Consider the following 24,015-nt stretch of genomic DNA (forward strand, 5'->3'; position numbering starts at 1 on the left):
GGGGCCTTTCGCTTCCCCCGCGGGCGGGGCCGGTTTGACCCGCACATCCACCGTTCGGTACCGTTCGGGCAGCATCGCTAAGTGATGCAGGTCACAGAAGCAGGTGGAAGTGTCTCCCGCAGCAAACGCCATACGATCGGAACTGCCCGTCGCCGTCATCGGCTCCGGACCCAGCGGCCTTGCCGCCATGCGTGCCTTGTCTCGACAGGGACTGGACTTTGTGGGCTTTGAACAGCACACGGACGTGGGCGGGCTCTGGAACATCAAGAATCCAGCCAGCACGGTTTACGAATCGGCGCACCTGATCTCCTCGAAATCCACCACCCAGTTTTCCGAGTTCCCCATGCCCGGGGACACTCCCGACTATCCCGGGCACCGCCGGCTGCACGCCTATTTCCGCTCCTATGCGGACCATTTCGGTTTGCGCCCTGCCATTCGGTTCGGTGTAAAGGTCACGGCAGCGGTGCCGGCCGACGACGGCGCCTGGACGGTTTCGTGGGAAGGCTCCGACGGGCCCGGTAGCGGCCGTTTCGGTGCCGTCATTGTTGCGTCCGGCACCCTGCACACGCCGGCAGTGCCCGCCCTGCCCGGCCGGTTTGCCGGAGAGATCCGCCATTCCGCAGAGTACAAAGATGCCCGTGAGCTCGCTGGGAAGCGGGTGCTGATTGTCGGCGCCGGCAACAGCGGCTGCGACATTGCCGTGGACGCCGTCCACCACGCCGCCGCGGTCGATATCAGCGTCCGGCGCGGTTACTACTTCATTCCCAAGTACGTCTTCGGCCGGCCCACCGACACCCTGAACCAGGGCAAGCCGCTGCCCCGGCCGCTGAAGCAGTTCTTCGACAAGCGGCTGCTGCGCATGTTCACCGGAGACCCGCGCCGCTTCGGCTTCCCGAAGCCCGACTACCGCATCTACGAGTCCCACCCCGTGGTGAACTCCCTGATCCTGCACCATCTGGGACACGGGGATCTACAGGTCAAGGGCGACATTGCCCGGCTGGACGGGCACACCGTTCACTTCCGGGACGGCAGCACGGGGGAGTACGACCTCCTCCTGCTCGCCACCGGCTACGCCCTGGACTATCCGTTCCTGGACCGGGCGCTGCTCGGCTGGGACGGCCCGTCGCCGTCGTTGTACCTGAACATCTTCAGCCGACAGGCGGAGAACCTCCTCGTGATCGGCATGGTGGAAGCCTCCGGACTGGGCTGGGAAGGAAGGTTCCGGCAGGCGGAACTGGCAGCGGCCTACCTTGCCGCCCAAAAACACTCCCCGGAGGCGGCGGGGGAGTTCCGGCAGCTGCTGGCGGGGAAGTCTCCGGATGTCACCGGCGGCTACCGTTACCTGGGCCTGGACCGGATGAGCTACTACGTGAACAAGGACGCCTACCGGGCCGAACTTGAAGCACACCTGGACCGGCTGGCGTCCGCCGGGTCCGCAGCGCGTGAAGAGGTGAACCGCTGATGCCCATCGACGACGTCGTCCTGAGTTTCACGCCTGCCTCCCTGTTGATCCTGAACGTGGTGCTCGCGATCATCATTCTGGGCATCGCCCTCGAGGTGCGTCCGGCGGACTTCCGGACCGTGGCGCGCAGCCCGAAGGCAGTGCTGCTGGGGATCTCCGCCCAGTACCTGGTGCTTCCCGCGGTGACGGTAGGGCTGGCGCTGCTCCTGCAGGTCCCGGCATCGATCGCCCTGGGCATGATCCTCGTTGCCTGCTGTCCGCCCGGCGGCATTTCGAACGTGCTTACGCACCGGGCGCACGGCAATGTTGCCCTGTCCGCTTCCATGACCGCTGTCTCGAACCTGGTGGCCATCGCCGTGATGCCGCTGAACGTGGCGCTGTGGGCGCGGCTGAATCCGGCCACTGCCGGGTTGATGCGGGACTTCTCCCTGGACCGCTGGGAAATGCTGGTCCAGGTCCTGCTCATCATCGGCGTACCCTTTGCAGTCGGCATGCCCCTGGCCCGGCGCTTCCCCGCGGTGACCGACATCCTGCGGCCCTGGGTGCAGCGGATCGGCCTGCTGGCCCTGCTCGTTTTCATTATTGCCGGGACGGCCAGCAACCTGGGCCCGCTCCGCGAGCATCTTGGGACCATCTTCCTGGTTGTGCTGCTGCATGATGCGGTGGCACTGGCTGTTGGCTACTGGACGGCAGCGGCGGTGCGGCTGGACGAGCCCAGCCGGCGGGCGTTTACCTTCGAAGTAGGTGCCCGCAATACCGGGCTCGGGCTCGGGCTGACTCTGACCTTCTTCGCCGGGCTGGGCGGGATGGCAATGGTGGCCGCCTGGTGGGGCATCTGGGACATCCTGGCCGGACTGCTGCTGGCCGCCTGGTGGCGACGGCGGGATGCGCGCCGCAGTGCGGCGGCCAAGCCAGAGCCGCGGGAGACAGCACGATGACGCGGGTCTGCGTGACCGGCGGCAACGGTTTCCTGGGCAGTGCGGTGGTTGCCGGATTGGCGGACCATCCGGAGATCTCGTATGTCCTCAGCCTGGACATCCGGGAACCGGCGGAGGAACGCCGGCTGGCCGGGGTCGAGTACGCCCTCGCGGATGTATGTTCCCCGGACGTGGCGCAGCTGCTGCAGTCCCACCGGATCGACACCGTGGTCCATCTGGCCGCCATCGTGAATCCAGGCAAGCACACCACCCGGGAACAGGAATTCCGAGTGGACGTGGTGGGTTCACGAAATGTCCTGGCGGCCTGCATCTCCTCCGGAGTGAAGCATGTGGTCATTTCCTCCTCCGGCGCCGCATACGGTTACCACCCGGACAACCCCGCGTGGCTGAAGGAATCCGATCCGCTGCGCGGCAATGACGAGTTTGCCTATTCCCGGCATAAACGGCTGGTCGAGGAGGAGCTGGCACGGGTCCGCGAAGAACATCCCGAGCTGCAGCAGACCATCTTCCGGATCGGCACCATCCTCGGCGAGCGGGTCCGCAACCAGATAACCGCCCTTTTCGACGCGCGGAAACTGCTGCGGGTAGCCGGCAGCGAATCCCCGTTTGTTTTCATCTGGGACGAAGACGTGGCAGGCATTATGGTGCAGGCCGTCGTCACGGGACGCAGCGGTATCTTCAACGTCGCCGGCGACGGGGCGCTGACTGTCCGGGAGATAGCGGGACTGCTGGGCCGCGGCACCGTCACGGTTCCGGCACCCGTCCTGGCTGCCGCGCTCTGGCTGGGTCACCTGCTGCGGCTGACCGTCCACGGTCCCGAACAGGTGCGGTTCCTGCGCTACCGGCCGGTGCTGGACAACACCGCACTCAAGCAGGAGTTCGGCTTTACTCCTTCCCGCACCAGCCGGGAAGCGTTCCTCGCGTTCCGTGCAGCCAGGGACGCCGCCCGGGACATACGTCAGAAGTAGGAAACCCCGTTCGTCTTGAAGGGCAGTCCCAGGCCGCCGGCCACCTCGGCCAGGACTTCGGGGCAGAAGAAGTACCACCGAAGTTCGGCAATCAGCGGTTCCCCGAGGGCGCAGCTGAGGCGAAGGACATCGGCTACAACCTCGGGCGTCTCCGGCGCGTCCTTGGGGCGTTCCCACAGGAGGATCACGTCCTCGCCGTCATAGCGGTGAACGCTGGCCCGGTAGAGCTCTGCGGCGTCCGGTCCGAAGGTGTGGGTCATGGAGCCGGTGCGGATCTCCTCGTGTCCGGTTTCGCTGACGTTGCCGATCACCACCGTGCGCCCGCCGGTCAGGAACAGGCTGACCATGGCATCAATGTCGTAGGAGTTGAAAGCATCGGCGAGGCGGCGCAGCAGCTCCGGGTGCCCCTCCGGCTGCGTCGGTGTGGTGCCGGAGCCGGAGGCAGCGCCGTCGTCGTCGGCGGGAACGGATCCTCCCGCCCGGGCCGCTGCCAGCGTGCCCCGGCCGCGGTGAAGCGCGGACTTTACCGCCCCGGCGGTGGTGTCCAGCAGTTCCGCGATCTCGGCCAGGGAGTAGTTAAACACGTCCTTGAGGACCACGCAGGCCCGTTCCCGAGGGGGCAGGACCAGCATCAAATGCCCCAGCGCCGACTCCACCTCCAGAGACGTCAGGGGATCCGCGGCGCCGTCATCGGGCATGTCCGCGCCCGGTTCGCTGAAGTCCTGCAGCGCCGTCCGGTCGCTGCGGCGCAGGGTGTCCAGCCAGGTATTCGTGGCGACCCTGATCAGCCAGGCCTCCACGTTGCTGATGGGTTCATGCCGCTGGGAGGCATCGGAGAGGGCCTTCACCAGGGTTTCCTGCAACAGGTCCTCGGCGTCCCAGACAGTGCCGGTCAATCTGCGGCAGTATCGGTAAACGGCCGGGCGCACAGGCTCGAGCGCTACCAGGAAGTTCCTTCTGGCCTGCCGAAGTTCTCCGGCCTGGATGTTTACCGGTTCCGGCTTCGTTGCTGCTACTGACATTCCTGGCTCCATTCCGTTCGGCCGCCCCGGCGGCACCTGCGATAACAATGGCATTCCTGCGTTGGTCCTACCGGGTAGACGCACGGGAAGGGGTAAAAGATACGCCGGGGTCCATCCGGCCTGCGGCTCACCCGAACACACTGGCTCCGAGGGCCGTGCGCTGTTGTAAAGTGGAGAAATGATCGCAGTACTCCTCCTTAGCTAGCCGCGCACCGTCCGTGCGCGGCCGCCCCTTGCTTGTCGAGGGGCTTTTGTGTGTCTGGGGAGGACCCAAAAATTTAAGGGCCGGATTTACCGACGGCCCGCAGCGCGGATCGATTTTCTTTGAGGACAGAGGCGAAGCATAGTGAGCACGCAGTCACAGACTGATCAGCAGGAAGAGGCCGTCTACAGTTTCGCGGCCATCGAGCAGAAATGGCCGAAGGTCTGGGATGACCTCGGTGTTTTCACCCCTGCCGACGACGGCTCGCGCGAACGACGCTATGTACTGGACATGTTCCCGTACCCCTCCGGCGACCTGCACATGGGCCACGCCGAAGCGTTCGCGATGGGCGACGTCGTCGCCCGTTACTGGCGCCAGCGCGGGTATGACGTGCTGCACCCGATCGGCTGGGACTCCTTCGGCCTGCCCGCGGAAAACGCGGCCATCAAGAACAACGCCCACCCCAGTGACTGGACCTACCGCAACATCGAGACACAGGCGGAGTCCTTCAAGCGCTACGCCATCAGCGTTGACTGGTCCCGCCGGATCCACACCTCGGACCCCGAGTACTACCGCTGGACCCAGTGGCTGTTCACCCGGTTCTACGAGCGCGGCCTGGCCTACCGGAAGAACTCCCCGGTCAACTGGTGCCCCAAGGACCAGACCGTTCTGGCCAACGAACAGGTAGTCAACGGTGCCTGCGAACGCTGCGGAACCCAGGTCACCAAGAAGTCGCTGAACCAGTGGTACTTCAAGATCACCGATTACGCCGACCGCCTGCTCGATGACATGGAACAGCTCAAGGGCCACTGGCCCGAGCGTGTGCTGGCCATGCAGAAAAACTGGATCGGCCGCTCCGAGGGTGCGCACGTCCGGTTCAACATCGAGGCCGACGGCGGCAAGCCCGCCGAGCAGGTCACAGTCTTCACCACCCGCCCGGACACGCTGGCCGGCGCCACCTTCTTCGTTGTCGCCGCCGACGCCCCGCTGGCGCTGGACCTGGTGACGGACGAAAACCGCGAGGCGTTGCTGGACTACCGCGAATCGGTGAAGGCACTTTCGGACATCGAGCGACAGTCCACCGAACGCGTCAAGACCGGTATCTTCACCGGCCGGTACGCCGTGAACCCGCTGAACGGCGAGAAGCTCCCCGTCTGGGCCGCCGACTACGTGCTGGCGGACTACGGCACCGGTGCCATCATGGCCGTCCCGGCGCACGACCAGCGTGACCTGGACTTCGCCAAGACCTTCGACCTGCCCGTCAAGGCTGTCCTGGACACCGGCGAAGAGGATCCCGCCGTCAGCGGTGTGGCCACCACCGGCGAAGGCACCCTGATCAACTCCGGCGCCCTGGACGGCCTGCCGAAGGCAGAAGCCATTCCCGCAGCCGTCCGGATGCTCGAGGAACAGGGCACCGGCGAGAAGTTCGTGAACTTCCGCCTGCGTGACTGGCTGCTGTCCCGGCAGCGTTTCTGGGGCACGCCCATCCCGATCATCCACTGCGAAAACTGCGGCGAGGTTCCGGTCCCCGATGACCAGCTGCCCGTCACGCTGCCCACCGGACTGCGCGGCGAAGCACTGGCGCCGAAGGGCACCTCTCCGCTTGCCTCCGCCGAGGAATGGGTCAACGTGGCCTGCCCGAAGTGCGACGGTCCCGCTAAGCGCGACACCGACACCATGGACACCTTCGTGGATTCGTCCTGGTACTTCATGCGTTTCGTGTCCCCGCACTTCACCGACGGACCGTTCGATCCCGAGGCAGCAAAGAACTGGATGCCGGTCGGGCAGTACGTGGGCGGCGTCGAACACGCGATCCTGCACCTGCTCTATGCGCGTTTCTTCACCAAGGTGGTCCACGACATGGGGCTGCTGGAAGCCAGCGAGCCGTTCGCTTCGCTGCTGAACCAGGGCCAGGTGCTCAACGGCGGCAAGGCCATGTCCAAGTCGCTGGGCAACGGTGTGGACCTGGGCCAGCAGCTGGACAAGTACGGCGTGGACGCGGTGCGCCTGACCATGATCTTCGCCTCCCCGCCGGAAGACGACGTCGACTGGGCGGATGTGTCGCCGTCGGGCTCCGCGAAGTTCCTGGCCCGCGCGTGGCGCCTGGGGCAGGACATCACCAGCGAACCCGGCGTGGACTACTCGGCCGGGGACCGGAAGCTGCGTGCGCTCACGCACCGGACCGTCGCGGATGCCACCGAACTGCTGGAGAACAACAAGTTCAACGTAGTGGTGGCCAAGCTGATGGAGCTGGTCAACGCGACCCGCAAGGCCATCGACTCCGGTGCCGGCGCCGCCGATCCGGCAGTGCGCGAGGCTGCCGAAGCCGTCGCCGTCATCCTGAGCCTCTTCGCACCCTACACGGCCGAGGACCTCTGGAACCTGCTGGGCCGCGAAGCCTCCGTCGTAAACGCGGGCTGGCCCGTGGTCGATGAAACCCTGCTGGTGCAGGACACGGTCACCGCCGTTGTCCAGGTGCAGGGCAAGGTCCGCGACCGGCTGGAAGTCGCCGCGGACATCAGCGAGGAGGACCTGCGGGAGGCCGCCTTGGCGTCCGACGCGGTGCAGCGGTTCCTTGACGGACGCGGCATCCGCACGGTAATCGTCCGGGCGCCGAAGCTCGTCAACATCGTCCCGGCCTAGGCGCCGGGAACCATGGACTGGCTCGAACGGCTCGCATCGCGGGCCAGGGGACGGCAGCGGGAAACCGCGGCCGTCCCCGGGCCGTCCGTGGGAGTGGTGACCGATTCGGCGTCGGCGCTGCCGGGTGGTTGGGCGGAAGCGGCCAACGCGGCCGATTTCGTCCGGGTGGTTCCCATGCCCGTCATGATCGGGGACCAGATCTACGGCGAAGGATCCGCGGAACTGATTCCCGCCCTTGCCCTGGCCATGGCGCAGGGCCATGAAGTGCGGACCTCCCGGCCGGCGCCGGGGCAGTTCGAAGCGGCCTACCGCGAGCTTGCTGCCGCCGGGTGCACCTCCGTGGTGTCGGTCCACCTTTCCGGGCAGCTTTCCGGGACCGTGGATTCGGCGCGGCTTGCCGCCCGTTCGGCTGAAGTCCCGGTGGAGGTCATCGACAGTGCGACGGCGGCCATGGGCCTCGGTTTTGCCGTGGCGGCGGCGACGGAGAGCGCCCGGGCCGGTTCTTCCGCGTCGGAGGTGGCGGCAGATGCCCGCTCGGTAGCGGCCGATGCCACTATCCTCTTTTACGTCCCGAGCCTGGACCAGCTGCGCCGTGGCGGGCGGATCGGTGCGGCGGCAGGCTGGCTGGGTACCCTGCTTGCCGTAAAGCCGATCCTGGTGGTCCGCGACGGCATGGTTGTTCCGCTGGAACGTGTTCGGACGGCGCCCAAGGCGCTGGCACGGCTGGCTGAACTGGTGCAGCAGGACATTGCCGGACGCGACGGGAAGGTCCGCGCCGCGGTGCACCACTTCGGCAACGCTTCGGAAGCCGAACGGCTGGCCGGAATCGTCGGTGCCGCTGCGCCCGAGGTGGAGATCCTCATCTGCCCGCTGCCAGCCGTCCTGGCCGCCCATGCCGGGCTGGGGGTACTGGCCGTCGCCGTTGCAGGAGACCGGAGTGATCCTGCCGGCCAGACAGTGCAGGGCGCGGGAGCGGCTGGTGCCGGTGTGCCGGCGGACGGGGTTGCCACGGACGACGAAGGCGGCCGCACGGACACCGGCAATGCGGCCGGGAAACCAGCGGCCTCAAGTGCGGCGTCCCGGACCAGGTCCGCCGGGACCAAAGCCAAGGGCAGCAAGTCCTCCGGCGGCGCTAAAGAACAGGGTGCCCGACGGTCGTAGAGGCCTGAAAAGCGGGTGCTATTTCCCTTGAAAAGGTGAACCGGGCCAAGAGTTGCCGGTAAAGCCGCAGAAAACTCGGCCGGTGAGCGGGTGCGTGGGCAGCGGTGCAAATGAAATATGCCCACACCTGCTTCCCCATCTGTTTCTCTTGTCCTCAACAGTGCCGTTTGTGGGTCCGGCTGGCCCCGATTCGTCCACTAGGGCGAACCCGCCGGGAACCGGGCCCGCCCAGGAGCCTAGCTTTACCCCATGGCACAACACCGTTGGGACACCGCCGACATTCACGGCTCGGACGGCCTGGATCCGTTGAATGGGGATACCCCCGGAGTGAGGCGCCGATGGGCGTTCTCCCTGCCGGCAGCGGTGCTGGCGGTGTGTGTGCTGCTGGGCTGCGGGGCAGCGATCCTGCTGTTCCGGGACCGCGGTCCGGTTCCGGTGGCGAGCATCGAACTGTCTGCACCTCCCGCCGACCCTTCGTTGGCGGCTGAAGACAGCGGCAGCCCGCGGGGTACTTCGCCTCCTGCGTCCGCTTCCGCTACCCCGCCGTCTTCGACATTGCCGTCAGATTCGGGGGAGCCAGGCGGGGGCACGGCAACCATGGTGGTCCACGTGGCTGGGGCCGTGCAACGTCCAGGCGTCGTCCGGCTGGCGCCAGGGAGTCGGATCGTTGATGCCGTTGATGCTGCCGGTGGCACGGGAGCCGATGCAGACCTCGCCGGAGTGAATCTCGCGGCCCTGGTTGAGGACGGCGCGATGGTATTGGTTCCGCGCATCGGTGAGGGTGCACCGAGCCAGGCCGGCGCCGGAGGAAATGCGGCAGAGGGCAGCGCGCCCGCGGGGAGTGGTTCCGTTCCGCCCGCTGAAGGCAGTGCTTCGGGCAGCATCAACCTGAACACCGCGGACTCAACGCAGCTCCAAACCCTGCCGAGGATTGGCCCGGTACTGGCCGAGCGGATCATCACATGGCGTACCGAGCACGGTAAGTTCAGCCGGCCCGAAGATCTGGACGCCGTTCCCGGGATCGGGGAAGCGATGATGGCGGCATTGCTCCCGTTGGTCTCGGTCTAGCAGCCGACGGATGTCCAGCCGGGAAAGGAGCAGGTGGTCACGGTACGTCGCTTCGGCATTGAATCCGGAAGCGCAGCGCTCAGTTCCGCAGGAAACACGCGGCGCGGAAACGGGTTACGGGGAGCGGAACACGGAGCGGAATGCGGGGCTGGGCGCAACCGCCGGCAGCCGGTGGGAGAGGACCCGTGCGGGAATCGCCAGGGCACGGGAAGCCTGGGACAACCGTGGGACCGCATCCGTTGACGCGCCGTCGCCGCTCCGTGAACTGCGGCTCTTGCCTGCAGCAGCAACGGTATGGGCCGCAGCCTTTGCTGCGGTCCGGCTACCGCCGCCGGCGGGATGGGCCTTGGCAGGCTCGGCCGCTGTCCTGGCGGTCCTTCTGGTTCTGGCAGCATCGGGTGGCCTCCCGACGGCATCGCGTGGTCGGGTCCGGAACCGGACGGGAGGCAATACGCGTTCGGAATCACCCCGCATGACGCCACCTAACCGTGCCGGAAGCAACTCTCTGCGACCGGGAGCGGCCGCCTTCCTGCGAGGTGCCGCTGTCCCGGCTGCGGCGGCAGCACTGGTCTGTGCCGGCGCTACGGGCAGCCTGTCCGCACGCACCAACGGCCCAATCTCCGGGCTCATCGCGGAAGAAGCCGCCATCACTGCGGAACTGCGGGCTGCCTCAGACGCACGACCCGCAGCGGCAGACCGATTCACGGGAAAGCCGCGTTATCTTATTGACGCCGTGGCGGAATCGGGCACTGCAGACAGCCAGCGGTTCGGAACTTCGGCAACACTCCTGGTTGTCGGCGGGAAGGATTATGCCCCCATCAGGTTGGGGGACAGGTTCAGCAGTGCCGGATCCCTGCAGCCCCTCCCTGCAGGGGACCGGAACCTTGCCCTCCTGCGGGCTGCCGCTCCACCCGACGTCACGCCCGCCGGCGGCTGGTACGCCGCAACGGCAGGACTCCGCGGTGCCTTTATACAGGCGGCCAAAGACCGGGGTGCGGACGTCGAGGGACTGCTTCCGGGCATGGTGCTCGGTGACCGGGGCGGCCTCGATCCCGGCTTGGAGCAGGCGATGAAGAATACCGGCCTGACCCATCTGACGGCTGTCTCGGGCGCCAACTGCAGCTATCTGCTGGCATTCATCTTCCTGAGCGCCCGGGCACTGCGGATGCCGCGGGTGCCGGCGGTGCTGCTGGCCCTGACCGGGCTAACCGCGTTCGTGCTCCTTGTAAGGCCGGACCCCAGCGTGCTGCGTGCAGCGGTAATGGGCGGGCTGGGCGCCCTCGCCGTCCTCTCCGGACGCGGACGTCTTTCGGCAGCACTGCTCTTCCTATCGATCTCCGTACTGCTGTGCATGGATCCCTGGTTGTGCGGAAACTACGCCTTCATCCTGTCGGTCTGCGCGACGCTGGGGCTTATTGTCCTGGGACCGCATCTGGTGCGGGTGCTGTCGATGCGCCTGCCCCGCTGGTTGGCCGCGGCCCTGGCCATACCCATCGCAGCGCAGCTGTTTTGCTCTCCGGTCCTGGTGCTCCTGCAACCTCAGCTGCCGGTGTATTCGGTCCCTGCGAATCTGGTGGCCGCGCCCGTTGTTCCTGCCGTGACCATTGCGGGGATGCTTGCCGTCGTACTGGTGGGTCTTGCTCCCGTGCTGGCGGCGCCGCCGCTTCTGCTTGCGGCTGCCGGAGGCTGGTGGGTGGCAAAAACTGCCCGGTCCTTTGAGTCCGTTCCCGGTGCATTGGTGGCCTGGCCGGAGGGCAGCCTTGGCGTGCTGCTCATGAGCATGTGTGCGGGCGCATCCGTTGTGGGAATCCTGTATCTCTCGCGGCGCACAGCTGGCGGGGTATTTGCGGGATGGGCGGAAAGAGCGAACGGCGAGGAACGGGCGGAACCGGTGAACGGAGAGGACGACGCGGACCAGCGGGACAGGCACACCGGGGCCCGGCGTCGGGCTTCGACGGCAAACCCGCGGGCCGGCTTCGCAGGGTGGTACTTCCCCCATCGGCCCTGGGTAGCGGCAGGTGCAGCCGCTTCGCTGGTCCTGCCGGGCGGCGCGGTCCTTGCTGCCCGTGCACTGCAGGGAGAACCGGGCCAGGAAGATGAGTGGATGGTGGCTGCCTGCGACGTCGGGCAGGGGGACGGGTTTGCCATCCGTGCCGGGCCCGACAGCGCCGTGGTGATCGATGCCGGCGGAGAGCCCGGCCCCATGGATGCCTGCCTTGATCGGCTGGGGGTGCGGACCGTTGAGTTCCTGGTGTTCACTCATGCCCACCTGGACCATTACGGCGGTGCTGCCGGAGTGCTTTCCGGACGGTCTGTGCTGCAGGTCGGCTACTCGTCGGCGGATCCTGAACTGCCGGAGAAACTGGCCGGGGAGTTGGCCGGAACGGCAGCACCCCGGACACGCCTGGCCCAGGGGATGGCCGGAACGGCCGGCCTCGTGCAGTGGGAGGTCCTGTGGCCACCCGCTCCGGACAGTGCGGTGCCTGCGGCCGGAGACGGGGAGGAGAACAATGCCAGTGCCGTCCTGCTGGTGACTGTCGGGGGTCCGGGCCAGGGGGAGCGGCCGCTGCGGGTACTGTTCACCGGTGACGCCGAGGAGGAGGCCGCCGCAGCGATTCTCGCAACACAGGCCAATCTCCGTGCCGGCGTCGACGTGCTGAAGGTAGCCCACCATGGGGCACGCAACGGCGGTGAAGGCTGGATCCGCGCAGTCCGGCCGTCCCTGGCATTGATTTCCGTTGGTACCGACAACGAGTACGGGCACCCGGCGCCTGAAATCCTGACGCAGCTCAGGGCTGCCGGCACAGCGGTGGCGCGCACCGACCAGCACGGCACAGTAGTGGTTGTGCGTGAAGGCAACGATCTTGAGGTCCAGAGCCTGCCGCCGTAGATTCCGTAGAACCCGTTGAGGATCGGCAGACACGGCCGCCGTAGGCCGAAAAATTGGCCGCCGCCCGGGACCGTGGCAATCTTGGAGGGAGGCTATCCGCGGTGCGGGTACCTTTCGATCCTTTACCCCGGCAGGCCGGAACAGGCCGCCACACAATCCCAGGAGCACCAGCTGTGAATCCGGCAGTCCCTTCCAAACGCAGCTCCGGCAGTAAGTCCTCCGCAAGCAAGTCCTCAGCGACGGTCTCCTGGCGCGAGGTCGAACCAGCCCCCGTGGTCCTGCTTGCAGGCCCAGAGGACTATCTGGCCTCCCGGGCCCGGGACCGGCTGCGCGGGCTGCTCCGGGAGAAGCAGCCCGACACGGAGCTGGTGCACTTCGACGCCTCCACCTATGTCTCCGGGGAACTGACACTGCAGTCGAGCCCCTCACTGTTCGGCGAAGCGAAACTTATCGAGGCCGTAAATCTCGCGTCGATGAACGAGGATTTCCTCACCGAAACGCTGGCCTATTTGAAGGATCCGTCTCCGGACGCCGTTCTGGTGCTGCACCACGCGGGAGGCAACCGGGGCAAGAAGCTGCTGGATGCGGTCAAGGCTGCCGGAGCCCCCGTCGTGGAGTGCCAGCCCTTCAAGAAAGATGCGGAGAAGCTGGACTTCGTCACTTCGGAGTTCCGCACTGCCCGTCGCAGGATCGACCCGGGCGCGGCCCGGGCGCTGGTAAACGCCGTCGGGTCGAGCCTCTCCGAGCTTGCAGCCTCCTGCCAGCAGCTGATCAGCGATTCCACCGGCGAGGTCACCGAGGAACTCGTAGAGCGCTATTACGGCGGACGGGTCGAGGCCACGGCCTTCAAGGTTGCCGACGCTGCCCTTGCCGGCCGCGCGGCGCAGGCGCTGTCCATGCTCCGGCATGCGCTGGATACCGGAGTGGATCCGGTGCCGCTGGTAGGCGCCCTGGCCATGAAGGTCCGTGCAGTGGCGCGGGTGGCCAACCTGCGTGGATCCTCCGCCTCGATGGCCAAGGACCTTTCCATGGCGCCGTGGCAGGTGGACCAGGCTCGACGCGATGCCCAGCGGTTCACCTCGGAATCATTGATCGAAGCCGTCCAGGCCCTCGCCGAAGCCGATGCGCAGGTCAAGGGAGCAGGACGGGACCCGGTGTACGCCGTGGAACGGGCCGTGACCGTCATCGCCCTGGCGGCCTCCGGGCGCTAGCAGCAGCTGCCCGCGGCCCGCGCTGGCTCTGCCGGAACACACGGCGTTCGGAGGCAGCCGCACCGCCGGCAGCGCCGATTAAAACAAAGCGTGGCCGGTCCCGAAGGACCGGCCACGCCGAGTAAGTCTGTAATGCTGGCTGCTGGTTAGAGCGCGCTGACCTTCTTGGAGATGGCCGACTTGCGGTTGGCAGCGTTGTTCTTGTGGATTACGCCCTTGCTGACGGCCTTGTCCAGCTTGCGGCTGGCGGTCTTCAGCGCTTCGGCTGCTGCGTCCTTGTCGCTGGCCTTGACTGCGGCATCAACCTTGCTGATGACGGTCTTCAGCTCGGACTTCACCGAGTTGTTACGCTGACGCGCCTTCTCGTTGGTGAGGATGCGCTTCTTCTGGGACTTAATATTGGCCACTTATAAACTCTCTTTGTATTGCGGACTTGGTCGGTGAGGGTATTTCAGCCCAGACATTGACTGAGCGGCGTGGGGATACCGTAATGGCGCCTGAACCAAAGTGCCCGTCGACCTGCGCGGACACACAGCAATAAATGTTAGCAGAGTTTGGGCTCCGGTAACTAAAGCGGCGGTTCAGCGTGCCGGACGCATCACGGCCAGCCGACGGGCAACTGTCTGGAACACGTTCTTATCCATGATTGCACCTTCCCTGCGCACGCTGCCCGGTTCGAGCTGCAGCACGCGGTCCAGCCTCACCTCGCTGGGACGCCCCTTGCTGTCCCACGGGCCGGTGCCCACGTCGAGGTAGCGGGGGTCGGAACCGCTGCTGTTGTTCCGGTCCCGGCTGGTCATCATCAGGCCCAGCAACAGGCCGCCGCTGCGCCCGATCAGCAGAACCGGACGGTCCTTGGCCTGGCTGGGGTCGTCTTCATACGGGACCCAGGCCCACACCACTTCGCCGGGATCAGGATCACCGTCGGGCTGCGGGGCGTAGACCGGGGTGACCGGACCGGCGTAGTCACCGAGGGAACCCGTCCCGGCGGCCGCAGGCATGGCCCGCGCGGATGACCGCGACGTCGGCGACGTCGACGGCTGCCGGGTCGCCGGGCTGCGCGGGGGAGCTGCCTTGGCCCCGGGGGAGGGCGACGGCGTCCGCCGGGTCTCCGGCGTCCGGCGGCTATCCGGTGTGCGGGAGCGGTCCGGGCTGCGGGTTTCGCTTTCGGCGGGGCCGGCAGAGGAGGAAGCGGAGCGCAGCAGGCGGAGCGCCGTGCGGGCAATCGAGGCAAAAGAGCGGGCGTTAAAGGGCATGGCACTACGTTATGCTCCCCGCCGCAAAACCTCAGGTGCGTCCGGTTCCTGCTGCGGCAGGCAAACGTGGGAGACTGTTAACTCGACAGAACTCCCACTAGAACCGCCAGGACCAAGGACACCCGCGCACCGCGCCGCGTCCGGATTGTCCCGGAACAGTAAAGGAACCGCCACAGTGTCACCCATGGCCCGCTTCTCGCCGGTGCCTGCCGCGACGGATCCGGCGATCATCAGAAACTTCTGCATCATCGCCCATATCGACCACGGCAAGTCCACCCTGGCCGACCGCATGCTCCAGTCCACCGGAGTCGTTGAGCACCGGAACATGAAGGCCCAGTACCTGGACCGGATGGATATCGAGCGTGAGCGCGGCATCACCATCAAGTCCCAGGCCGTGCGCATGCCGTGGGAGCTGGACGGGCAGTCCTACGCCCTGAACATGATCGACACCCCGGGCCACGTGGACTTTACCTACGAGGTTTCCCGTTCCCTGGCCGCCTGCGAAGGAGCAGTGCTGCTGGTGGACGCCGCCCAGGGTATCGAGGCGCAGACGCTGGCGAACCTTTACCTGGCGATGGAAAACGACCTGACCATCATTCCGGTCCTGAATAAGATCGACCTCCCGGCGGCGCAGCCGGAGAAGTACGCCGAGGAACTGGCGAAGCTGATCGGCGGCGATCCGGCGGACGTACTGAGGGTCTCCGGCAAGACCGGTGTTGGCGTTGAAGCCCTGCTGGACCAGATTGTCCGCGAGATTCCGGCACCGGTGGGCGACCCCAATGCTCCCGCCCGAGCCATGATCTTCGACTCCGTGTATGACACCTACCGCGGCGTCGTCACCTATGTCCGCGTGATCGACGGGTCGCTGTCCCCGCGCGAACGCATCCAGATGATGTCCACCCGGGCCAGCCATGAACTCCTCGAAATCGGCGTCAGCTCTCCCGAGCCCACCCCGTCCAAGGGCCTGGGCGTCGGAGAGGTGGGGTACCTCATCACCGGTGTGAAGGATGTACGCCTGTCCAAGGTCGGTGACACCGTCACCAACCTCGCCAAGCCGGCCGAGAAGTCACTCGAAGGCTACGCCGACCCCAAACCCATGGTGTTCTCCGGGCTGTACCCCATCGACGGTGCCGATTACCCGGTGCTGCGCGAGGCGCTGGAAAAACTGATGCTTAACGACGCCGCGCTGGTGTACGAACCGGAGACGTCCGCGGCTCTGGGCTTCGGCTTCCGGGTGGGCTTCCTGGGCCTCCTGCACCTGGAAATCACCCGTGAACGGCTCGAGCGCGAATATAACCTCGACCTGATCTCCACCGCACCCAACGTGGAGTACGAAGTGACGCTCGAGGACAAAAAGGTGGTCACTGTGACCAACCCCAGCGAGTACCCCGAAGGCAAGATCAAAGAGGTCCGCGAGCCGATGGTCTCCGCCACGATCCTGGCGCCGAACGAATTTGTCGGCGCCATCATGGAGCTGTGCCAGGCCCGCCGCGGTGTCCTGGGCGGCATGGACTACCTCTCCGAGGACCGGGTGGAAATCCGGTACCGCCTGCCGCTGGCAGAGATCGTTTTCGATTTCTTTGACATCCTCAAGTCCAAGACGCGCGGCTACGCCTCCCTGGACTGGAAGGCCGACGGCGACCAGGTCGCCGACCTGGTCAAGGTGGACATCCTGCTCCAGGGCGAGCAGGTTGACGCTTTCAGCTCCATCACGCATAAGGACAAGGCTTACGCCTACGGCGTCATGATGACCGGCAAGCTGCGTGAGCTGATCCCGCGGCAGCAGTTCGAGGTGCCCATCCAGGCAGCCATCGGTTCCCGCATCATCGCCCGCGAATCCATCCGCGCCATCCGCAAGGACGTGCTTGCCAAGTGCTACGGCGGCGACATCAGCCGTAAGCGCAAGCTGCTGGAAAAGCAGAAGGAAGGCAAGAAGCGCATGAAGATGGTGGGCCGCGTGGAAGTTCCCCAGGAAGCCTTCGTGGCTGCGCTTTCCTCCGACGAGTCCAAGGACAAATCCAAGAAGTGACACCCAGTGCACTGCCCCTCGGAGACCCGGCCCCTGCCGACGGTCTCCTCCCCGCACAGGCCGCGGACGGAGCAGCGGAGCGGAACTTCGGACTCTACGTCCACATTCCGTTCTGCTCCGTCCGCTGCGGCTACTGCGATTTCAACACGTATACGGCCACCGAGCTGGGCGGCGGTGCGTCGCAGGCAGCCTACGGCGGAACGGCGGCCCGCGAGGTGGTCTTCGCCGCGGACGCCCTGCGGCGTTCGGGACTGCCGGAACGCCGGATGGGCACTGTTTTCTTCGGTGGCGGCACGCCCACGCTGCTCCCGGCGGAGGACCTCGCGCTGATTCTCCGCACCGCCGTCGACCAGTGGGGCCTGGCTCCCGGCGCCGAAGTCACCACCGAAGCGAACCCGGACTCCGTCACGCCGCAGTCCCTGCAGCTGCTTGCCGACGCCGGCTTCACCCGGGTTTCCTTCGGTATGCAGTCCGCCGTGCCGCACGTGCTGGCAGTGCTGGACCGCACGCATACGCCGTCGCGGGTCCCGCAGGCGGTTCAGTGGGCGCGCGACGCCGGCCTGCACGTGAGCGTTGACCTCATCTACGGAACCCCCGGCGAGTCCATGGCCGACTGGAAGCACTCGCTCGAAGAGGCGCTGAGCTACGAGCCGGACCATATCTCCGCCTACGCGCTCATCATCGAGGAAGGGACCAAGCTTGCCGCCCGGATGCGGCGCGGCGAGGTACCGCCCATCGACGACGACGACCATGCCGACAAGTACGTGCTGGCGGATGAAATGATGACCGCCGCCGGGCTGAACTGGTACGAGGTCAGCAACTGGGCGCGCACCCCCGAGGACCAGTGCCGCCACAACCTGGCCTACTGGCGCAGTGATGACTGGTGGGGCGTCGGCCCGGGAGCCCATTCACATGCCGGCGGCGTCCGCTGGTGGAATGCCAAGCATCCCACCGCCTATGCCCAGCGGATCGCCGCGGGGGAGTCGCCCGCCGTCGGGCGGGAGACCCTGGACGCCGATACCCGGTACGTGGAAGACGTTATGCTGCGGACCCGTCTCGCCGAAGGCCTGGCCCTGGACCGGCTGCGTGAGCCCGGCAGGCTTGCCGTGGCGGGGCTTATGGCGGACGGACTCGTGGATCCGCGGGCTGCGCTGACCGGAAAGGTGATCCTCACCCCCGCGGGACGGCTGCTGGCGGACGCGGTGGTCCGGCGGCTGCTGCCGGACTGAGTTCCGAGGCGGTGCCGGCGGCGGACCTGCCCTGCACCGCTACTGGATGCGGCGCTGCTTCCTGCGGCGTTACTGGATGCGGCGCAGGTTGAGCGGGTAGCGGTACGGCCGGCCGCGGTTGCACTCAATGCCTGCAATCACCGAGGACACGGCAACGTAGACCCAGATCATGGCATTGAGCACGGCGAAGAAGCCGCCGATCTCGGGAATGAAGGACAGTGCCCAGACCGTCAGGGCAGCAATGCTGGGCGGGAGCGTGAAGTTCAGGGCTTCCTTGGACTCCTGTGCAGTGAACGGACCGCGGTCGCGGAACACCAGGTAAATGATCAGCGACGGAACAAAAGCGAGGATGCCCCCGAAGTGCGCCAGAGTTGCCCACTGCCGGTCCTCGGACGCGGTCAGCGGCAGTGCATTGGCCGGGGCGCCCTGGTAGACGGGACGCTGCGCTCCGCCGTGTTCTTCAGGTCGGGGGCGGTGGTTCTGGCGTGTGTTGGACACGGCGTTTATTCCTTTTGGCTCATGGTGACACAGGGTCGGTCCGCTACTACGTATTCCTCAAGGGTACTGGTTCGCGCACTTCCTAAAGGAAAGGAGGCAGGCAGTGCGATGCGCGTCTCACCCGGGAACGGTCAGGAAATCGATGACTTCCTCCACCCGTCCGAGCAGTGACGGTTCCAGGTCCGCATAGCTGTTCACCTGCCCCAGCAGCTTTTTCCAGCCCATTGCGACGTCGGTGTGGTCCCGGTGCGGCCAGCCCAGTCCCTGCAGGATGCCGGTTTTCCAGTCCAGGTGACGGGGGACCACCGGCCAGGCGGTACGTCCGATCACGGACGGCTTGATGGCCTGCCAGACATCCACGTACGGATGCCCGACAATCAGGACATTGCCCGGCGCGCCGGGGGAGGTCATCGCCTCGGCGGCGATGCGCGATTCCTTGGAGCCCGGAACCAGGTGATCCACCAGGATGCCCAGCCGGCGTCCCGGGCCCGGGGCAAACTCCCGAACCGCGGAGTACAGGTCATCGACGCCGTGGAGGGGCTCGACGACGATTCCCTCCACCCGCAGGTCATGGCCCCAGACCTTTTCCACCAGTTCGGCGTCGTGCTTGCCTTCCACCCAGATACGGCTGGCGCGGGCGGTGCGGGCGCGCTGGTTGGCTACGCGCACGGAGCCGGATGCCGTGCGGGCCGGACCTGCCTTGGCTGAAGCAGCAGCCGCGGGCACAACTTCCACCGGCTCGCCCTCGAGCAGGAAGCCGAAGCCGAGTTCGAAGGATTTCTTTTTTCCGCGCCGGTCTTCGAGCACCATCAGGTGCAGTCCGCCGGATTTCTCCACGCGTACCACCGCGCCGACCCAGCCCGAGGCCACGTCCTCAAGGACCAGGCCGGTTTCGGCGCCGACTTTGCGCAGGACGGTCCGGGCCGGCGCGGTGATGTCCTGCGGACCCCAGGAAAAGCTGGACACGGAAGTTGCCTCACTTACGGTTCTGATCGGGCGGAATCCGCAGCAGGCCACGGGTTCCTCAATGCTAGCAACGCTGCCGATCCGTACTAGACTTGGCACTTGAACACTGTGAGTGCTAAACGTCCGGCGCTCTGCCCAAAGATCACACCGCAGATCACGACGCAGATCGCCACGCAGGTCAAAACGCCGATCAAACCGCCGATCAACAGGGAGGGAAAACCATGAGTGAACCACGCCGACTCGAGGTCCTCCGCGCCATTGTTGAGGACTACGTCCATTCGCGCGAGCCCGTGGGATCCAAGGCACTCGTGGAACGCCACCACCTGGGCGTTTCCTCGGCGACTATCCGCAATGACATGGCCGCCCTTGAGGAAGAGGGACTGATCACCGCCCCGCATACTTCCGCCGGGCGCATCCCCACTGACAAGGGCTACCGCCTGTTCGTTGACCGGATTTCCGACGTCAAGCCGCTCTCGGCTCCCGAACGCCGCGCCATCCAGTCGCTGCTGGAGGAGGCCGATGACCTCGACGATGTGATGGACCGTACCGTCAGGCTGTTGTCCCAGCTGACCAACCAGGTGGCCGTGGTGCAGTACCCGCATCTGGGCAATGCCAAGGTCCGGCACATTGAATTTGTCCTGCTGGCACCGGCACAGGTGCTGGTGGTGCTCATCTCGACCACGGGCCGGGTAGAGCAGCGGGTCATTACCGTTCCGCAGCCGGTGACGGAGCCGGACCTGATGGACCTGCGCCAGCACTTCCTGGCCGCGTTGGCAGGCACGCCGCTGAGCAGCATCACCAGCCAGCTGGCCAATGCCCTAGCCACCGTGCCGGCCGAACGCAGGCGCGTCGGCAACTCCCTGGGCCACTGCCTGGAGCAGCTGGCGGGCATCAACCGCGAGGACCGCATGGTGATGGCAGGGACAGCCAACCTGGCCCGCTCCACTGTAGACTTCCCGCTGACTATCGGTCCCGTGCTCGAAGCGCTTGAGGAACAAGTGGTGATGCTCCGGCTGCTGTCCGAGATGGAACAGGATGCCCGCGGCGTTGCCGTCCGGATCGGACGGGAGAATCCGCACGGCGGATTGTCGGAAGCATCGGTGGTGGCTACGGGATACGGTCCCGACGCCACCGCGAAGGTCGGCATTCTCGGCCCCACACGGATGGACTATCCCACCACCATGGCGGCCGTGCGTGCGGTGGCCAGGTATCTGTCCCGAATACTGAACAACTAACGCGGTCCCCAGCAGTGACGGACCCGCCCGCCGGGGAACCGGCGGGAACCCAACCTCCGCCTTCAAAGTTTGAAGGCACGCAATACAGGAAAGCGATGTGCACGAGTGAGCGATCACTACCAGGTTCTGGGTGTCGGACGAGACGCCACCGGTGAAGAAATCAAGAAGGCGTACCGGAAGCTAGCCCGCAAGCTGCACCCGGACGTCAACAACGCTCCGGGTGCCTCGGACGAATTCAAAGCCGTATCGCACGCCTACGAGGTTCTTTCCGACCCGGAAAAACGGCGGATCTACGACACCACGGGCAACGAGAACGGCAACGACAACGGCTTCGGCGGCGGCGGCTTCGGTGCCCAGGGCTTCGGCTTCCAGGACATTTTCGACACCTTCTTCGGCGGCGGCGCCCCGGGCGGTGGACGCGGACCGGCCTCACGCAGCCGACGCGGACAGGATGCCCTGATCAACGTCCGGATCGACCTCAAGGACGCTGTCTTCGGCACCAACAAGAAGATCGACGTCGACACTGCAGTCGTCTGCCCCACCTGTGACGGCTCCTGCTGCCAGCCCGGAACCTCCCCGCGCACCTGCGACATCTGCCACGGCACCGGTCAGGTCCAGCGGGCCGTCCGATCCATCCTGGGACAGGTCATGACCTCGGCGCCCTGCGGTACCTGCAACGGCTTCGGCACCGTTATCCCGGACCCCTGCCACGAGTGCTCGGGAGAAGGCCGCGTCCGCAACCGGCGCACCCTGACCATCAAGATCCCCGCCGGCGTCGCCACCGGTACCCGGATCCAGCTCGGCGGACAGGGCGAAGCCGGGATGGCCGGCGGCCCCGCCGGCGATCTCTACGTGGAGATCCGGGTCAACAATGACCCGACGTTCCTCCGCGACGGCGATGATCTGCACGCAACACTCACCATCCCCATGACGGCCGCAGCGCTGGGAACCACGGTTGCACTGGAGACCTTCGACGGCGAACGTGAAATCACCGTGAAGCCCGGCACCCAGTCCGGCGAGGTGTCCGTCCTCAATGACCTGGGCGTCACGCACCTGCGTGGCCACGGCCGCGGCGATCTCCGGGTGCACCTGCACGTGGAAACCCCGCAGAAGCTGGACTCCGAGCAGGAGGAACTGCTCCGCCGGCTCGCCAAGCTGCGCGGTGAGGAATACAGCGAAGGAAAGCTGAACAGCTCCGGCAACGGCGTCTTCGCCAAGCTGCGGGACCGTCTGGGCAACCTCTGAGATGACCAACCCGATTTTCTTCGGTGACCCGGCGCAGGTGGCGGCGGCCGGGCCCGGAGACATCTTCCGCCTAGAGGGGCCGGAGGCGCGGCACGCGGTGTCGGTGAAGCGCCTCGAAGCCGGTGAAAGCGTGGACGTGGTCGACGGCGCCGGACGCCGGCTCACCGGCACGGTGACGGAAACCGGTGCGTCCCTTCTGGAACTGCGGGTGGCAGACGTTCTCGACGAACCGGTTGCCCCCGAACGGTTCCTCCTGGTGCAGGCACTGGCCAAGGGGGACCGGGACGAGCAGGCAGTGGAAGCCGCGACGGAGCTGGGAGTGGACACCGTCATCCCGTGGCAATCCGACCGCAGCATTGTCCGGTGGCGGGCCGAGAAAGCGGCCAAGGGACAGGCCAAGTGGCAGGCCCTCACCTTGGCCGCGGCCAAGCAGTCCCGCCGTTCCCGCATCCCTGCGGTGGAGCCCGCCCTGGACAGCCGTGCCCTGCCGGCCCGGCTGGCGGAACTTGACCTTGTCCTCGTGCTCCATGAGGAGGCCGATGTACCGCTGGCGGATGCGGTGCGGGACCTCGGCAGGCGCGGTCCGGACGACGCCTCCGCATCCATTGCGGTAGTCGTAGGTCCGGAAGGCGGCATCAGTCCCGCCGAGTTGGAAGCGCTGCGCGGCGTCGGGGCCGTCGCAGTCCGGCTGGGACCGCACGTGCTGCGTTCCTCCACGGCGGGGCCGGCGGCGCTGGCCGTGCTGCATCAACTGCTCGGCCGCTGGTAGAGGAAGCCCGCCCGGCTAGTGCCCCGGATCCTGCGGGGAAGCAGAGACCGTAATGCGCTTGGAATCCCCGGCGGTCTCCTGCCCGGTGTAGTAGACCCGAAGGCTGTATTCACCCGGGGCGAGGGAAGCAGTGAAGCTGAATTCGCCGGTCTTGCCGGGCGCCTTGTCCAGTTCCACGCTGCCGGAAGCCGCAGCCCCGGATGACGGCCTGCCGTCCACTATGGGTTCGGCCCGCCAATGCAGTTCAGTCGTCTGCGCCACCGCAGTTCCGCTGACCTCGACATCCGTGCCGCGGATCTCCGATTCCTGCGGATCAATCACCCAGATCGGTGCCACCAGTGCGGGGTCCCTGTTCAGGGGCTCCTCCAGGGGGACATGGCCGAACGCGCGGTACCCCTCCTTGCCGTCCACCAGGATCGCCACGCTGCTTTCCTGTCCCACGGTGGTCAAATCCGCGTTGGCGGCTGCCGCCGTGGCGGTGTAGACCAGCTGCTGCACTGCACGGTGGGCCATGCCTGAGTCAAGGGAGCCCTTGAACGCATCCGAGGAGATGTCCACGGTAATAACGTTCTTGCTGGAAATGGAGGCGGTGACACTGTCCGCCGCGTGCCAGGGAGTGAAGTAGTCCTGGTCCAGCGGCTTGTCCGCCGTCATGGCCTGAACTGCCTCACCGATGGGATCACCGGTGTTGTCCGAGTGAAGGAACTCACGGTAGAGACTGACCGTCGAGTCGTTTCGTCCCAGCCAGTACACCGGCATGAGGGTTCCGACGGAACTCGCTTCCGCCGGCGGGGAGACGGTCATGGGAGCAGCGGCGGGGGCCTCGCCGGCGTCGAAGGACGAGGGCATCGTGATGGTGGGATTCTCGGCTACAACGCCGCATCCACCCAGCCCCAGTGCAGCCGCGGCCACCAGCGAACCGGCCAGGAAATACCGCTGGCTAAGCCCTCGGAGACAGGACGTTGCGTTGTTGGATCCGGCGTCCATCCATCCTCCTAAGGGGTAACTCGAAAACGTACGTCTTCAACCTTTGCACATGCTTTGGGGCCCGCCCGCGCTGTGGACGGGCCTGCGCCCGGACTGAAACACGATTGAGACATCACCGTTGCGGGGCCGAGATAAAACCGGATGCTGTTCCGTGCGCCGGGGGGTGCATCAAGTAAGATTTAGGTAGCGTGCGGTGCGCGGCGCGCAGAGGCCGCACCCGGGCTCAGGGGAAATAA

General features: G+C 66.4%; 19 protein-coding genes. 13 read left to right on the forward strand and 6 right to left on the reverse strand.

Annotated elements, in window-relative coordinates:
- Positions 1–109: 109 nt before the first annotated feature.
- From LOC56_RS08340 to LOC56_RS08350, 3 genes are read left to right on the forward strand one after another with little or no spacing between them, the layout of a single operon-like run.
- Positions 110–1,462, forward strand: a complete 1,353-nt coding sequence (locus tag LOC56_RS08340) for a flavin-containing monooxygenase (RefSeq protein WP_229951810.1) — start codon at positions 110–112, stop codon at positions 1,460–1,462.
- Positions 1,462–2,400 (forward strand): bile acid:sodium symporter family protein, encoded by a 939-nt coding sequence (locus tag LOC56_RS08345; RefSeq protein WP_229951811.1) that lies wholly within the window; start codon positions 1,462–1,464, stop codon positions 2,398–2,400. Before LOC56_RS08340 ends, LOC56_RS08345 begins: the two co-directional genes overlap by 1 nt.
- Positions 2,397–3,368, forward strand: coding sequence for an SDR family oxidoreductase (locus LOC56_RS08350; protein ID WP_229951812.1), 972 nt, complete (start codon positions 2,397–2,399; stop codon positions 3,366–3,368). Before LOC56_RS08345 ends, LOC56_RS08350 begins: the two co-directional genes overlap by 4 nt.
- Here LOC56_RS08350 and LOC56_RS08355 read toward each other — a convergent pair.
- Positions 3,359–4,390, reverse strand: a complete 1,032-nt coding sequence (locus tag LOC56_RS08355) for a sigma-70 family RNA polymerase sigma factor (protein ID WP_229951813.1) — start codon at positions 4,388–4,390, stop codon at positions 3,359–3,361. The genes LOC56_RS08350 and LOC56_RS08355 overlap by 10 nt on opposite strands.
- Positions 4,391–4,733: 343 nt before the next feature.
- Between LOC56_RS08355 and leuS the strand changes: the two genes are divergently transcribed.
- From leuS to holA, 5 genes are all read left to right on the forward strand, one after another.
- Entirely contained in the window at positions 4,734–7,235 is a 2,502-nt protein-coding gene (gene leuS, locus LOC56_RS08360) for a leucine--tRNA ligase (RefSeq protein WP_442860085.1), read from the forward strand.
- Between the two features lie 12 nt (positions 7,236–7,247).
- Positions 7,248–8,396, forward strand: coding sequence for a DegV family protein (locus tag LOC56_RS08365; protein WP_229951815.1), 1,149 nt, complete (start codon positions 7,248–7,250; stop codon positions 8,394–8,396).
- A 249-nt stretch (positions 8,397–8,645) separates the two neighbouring features.
- Positions 8,646–9,464, forward strand: a complete 819-nt coding sequence (locus tag LOC56_RS08370; protein WP_229951816.1) for a helix-hairpin-helix domain-containing protein — start codon at positions 8,646–8,648, stop codon at positions 9,462–9,464.
- Positions 9,465–9,936: 472 nt separating this feature from the next.
- Entirely contained in the window at positions 9,937–12,354 is a 2,418-nt protein-coding gene (locus LOC56_RS08375; RefSeq protein ID WP_229951817.1) for a ComEC/Rec2 family competence protein, read from the forward strand.
- 173 nt (positions 12,355–12,527) lie between these two features.
- Positions 12,528–13,565: a DNA polymerase III subunit delta gene (holA, locus tag LOC56_RS08380; protein WP_229951818.1), complete on the forward strand. Its 1,038-nt coding sequence runs from the start codon at positions 12,528–12,530 to the stop codon at positions 13,563–13,565.
- 146 nt (positions 13,566–13,711) lie between these two features.
- Here holA and rpsT read toward each other — a convergent pair whose 3' ends face one another.
- A complete protein-coding gene (gene rpsT, locus LOC56_RS08385) occupies positions 13,712–13,972 on the reverse strand; it encodes a 30S ribosomal protein S20 (RefSeq protein WP_146361896.1) in 261 nt (86 codons plus the stop codon).
- A gap of 174 nt (positions 13,973–14,146) precedes the next feature.
- Entirely contained in the window at positions 14,147–14,821 is a 675-nt protein-coding gene (locus LOC56_RS08390; RefSeq protein ID WP_229951819.1) for a type II toxin-antitoxin system PemK/MazF family toxin, read from the reverse strand.
- Between the two features lie 175 nt (positions 14,822–14,996).
- On the opposite strand from LOC56_RS08390, the gene lepA reads away from it, so the two are divergent.
- Positions 14,997–16,850, forward strand: coding sequence for a translation elongation factor 4 (gene lepA / locus LOC56_RS08395; RefSeq protein ID WP_229951820.1), 1,854 nt, complete (start codon positions 14,997–14,999; stop codon positions 16,848–16,850).
- The gene (hemW, locus tag LOC56_RS08400) at positions 16,847–18,079 is read left to right on the forward strand and encodes a radical SAM family heme chaperone HemW (protein WP_229951821.1); all 1,233 of its coding nucleotides are present in this window, start codon (positions 16,847–16,849) and stop codon (positions 18,077–18,079) included. The genes lepA and hemW overlap by 4 nt, the downstream gene beginning before the upstream one ends.
- A gap of 69 nt (positions 18,080–18,148) precedes the next feature.
- On the opposite strand, the gene LOC56_RS08405 is transcribed toward hemW, so the two are convergent.
- Both LOC56_RS08405 and LOC56_RS08410 read right to left on the reverse strand, forming a co-directional pair.
- On the reverse strand, positions 18,149–18,577 hold the full coding sequence (locus tag LOC56_RS08405) for a DUF4870 domain-containing protein (protein WP_229951822.1): 429 nt from the start codon (positions 18,575–18,577) through the stop codon (positions 18,149–18,151).
- Positions 18,578–18,694: 117 nt separating this feature from the next.
- Positions 18,695–19,543 (reverse strand): DUF3097 family protein, encoded by an 849-nt coding sequence (locus LOC56_RS08410; protein ID WP_229951823.1) that lies wholly within the window; start codon positions 19,541–19,543, stop codon positions 18,695–18,697.
- Between the two features lie 221 nt (positions 19,544–19,764).
- Here LOC56_RS08410 and hrcA point away from each other — a divergent pair, with 221 nt between their 5' ends.
- The 3 genes from hrcA (at position 19,765) to LOC56_RS08425 (ending at position 22,792) form a co-directional block, all read left to right on the forward strand.
- The gene (gene hrcA, locus LOC56_RS08415) at positions 19,765–20,778 is read left to right on the forward strand and encodes a heat-inducible transcriptional repressor HrcA (protein ID WP_229951824.1); all 1,014 of its coding nucleotides are present in this window, start codon (positions 19,765–19,767) and stop codon (positions 20,776–20,778) included.
- A gap of 105 nt (positions 20,779–20,883) precedes the next feature.
- Positions 20,884–22,023 carry a molecular chaperone DnaJ gene (gene dnaJ, locus LOC56_RS08420; RefSeq protein ID WP_229951825.1) on the forward strand — a complete coding sequence of 380 codons (1,140 nt, stop codon included), beginning with the start codon at positions 20,884–20,886 and terminating at the stop codon, positions 22,021–22,023.
- Position 22,024: 1 nt separating this feature from the next.
- On the forward strand, positions 22,025–22,792 hold the full coding sequence (locus LOC56_RS08425; protein WP_229951826.1) for a 16S rRNA (uracil(1498)-N(3))-methyltransferase: 768 nt from the start codon (positions 22,025–22,027) through the stop codon (positions 22,790–22,792).
- 15 nt (positions 22,793–22,807) lie between these two features.
- Here the strand turns inward: LOC56_RS08425 and LOC56_RS08430 are convergent, their stop codons facing one another.
- Positions 22,808–23,779 carry a GerMN domain-containing protein gene (locus tag LOC56_RS08430; protein WP_229951827.1) on the reverse strand — a complete coding sequence of 324 codons (972 nt, stop codon included), beginning with the start codon at positions 23,777–23,779 and terminating at the stop codon, positions 22,808–22,810.
- Between the last annotated feature and the right edge of the window lie 236 nt (positions 23,780–24,015).

Origin of the sequence: Arthrobacter sp. zg-Y179, from assembly GCF_020907345.1 — a bacterium.
Lineage (GTDB): Bacteria > Actinomycetota > Actinomycetes > Actinomycetales > Micrococcaceae > Arthrobacter_B > Arthrobacter_B jinronghuae.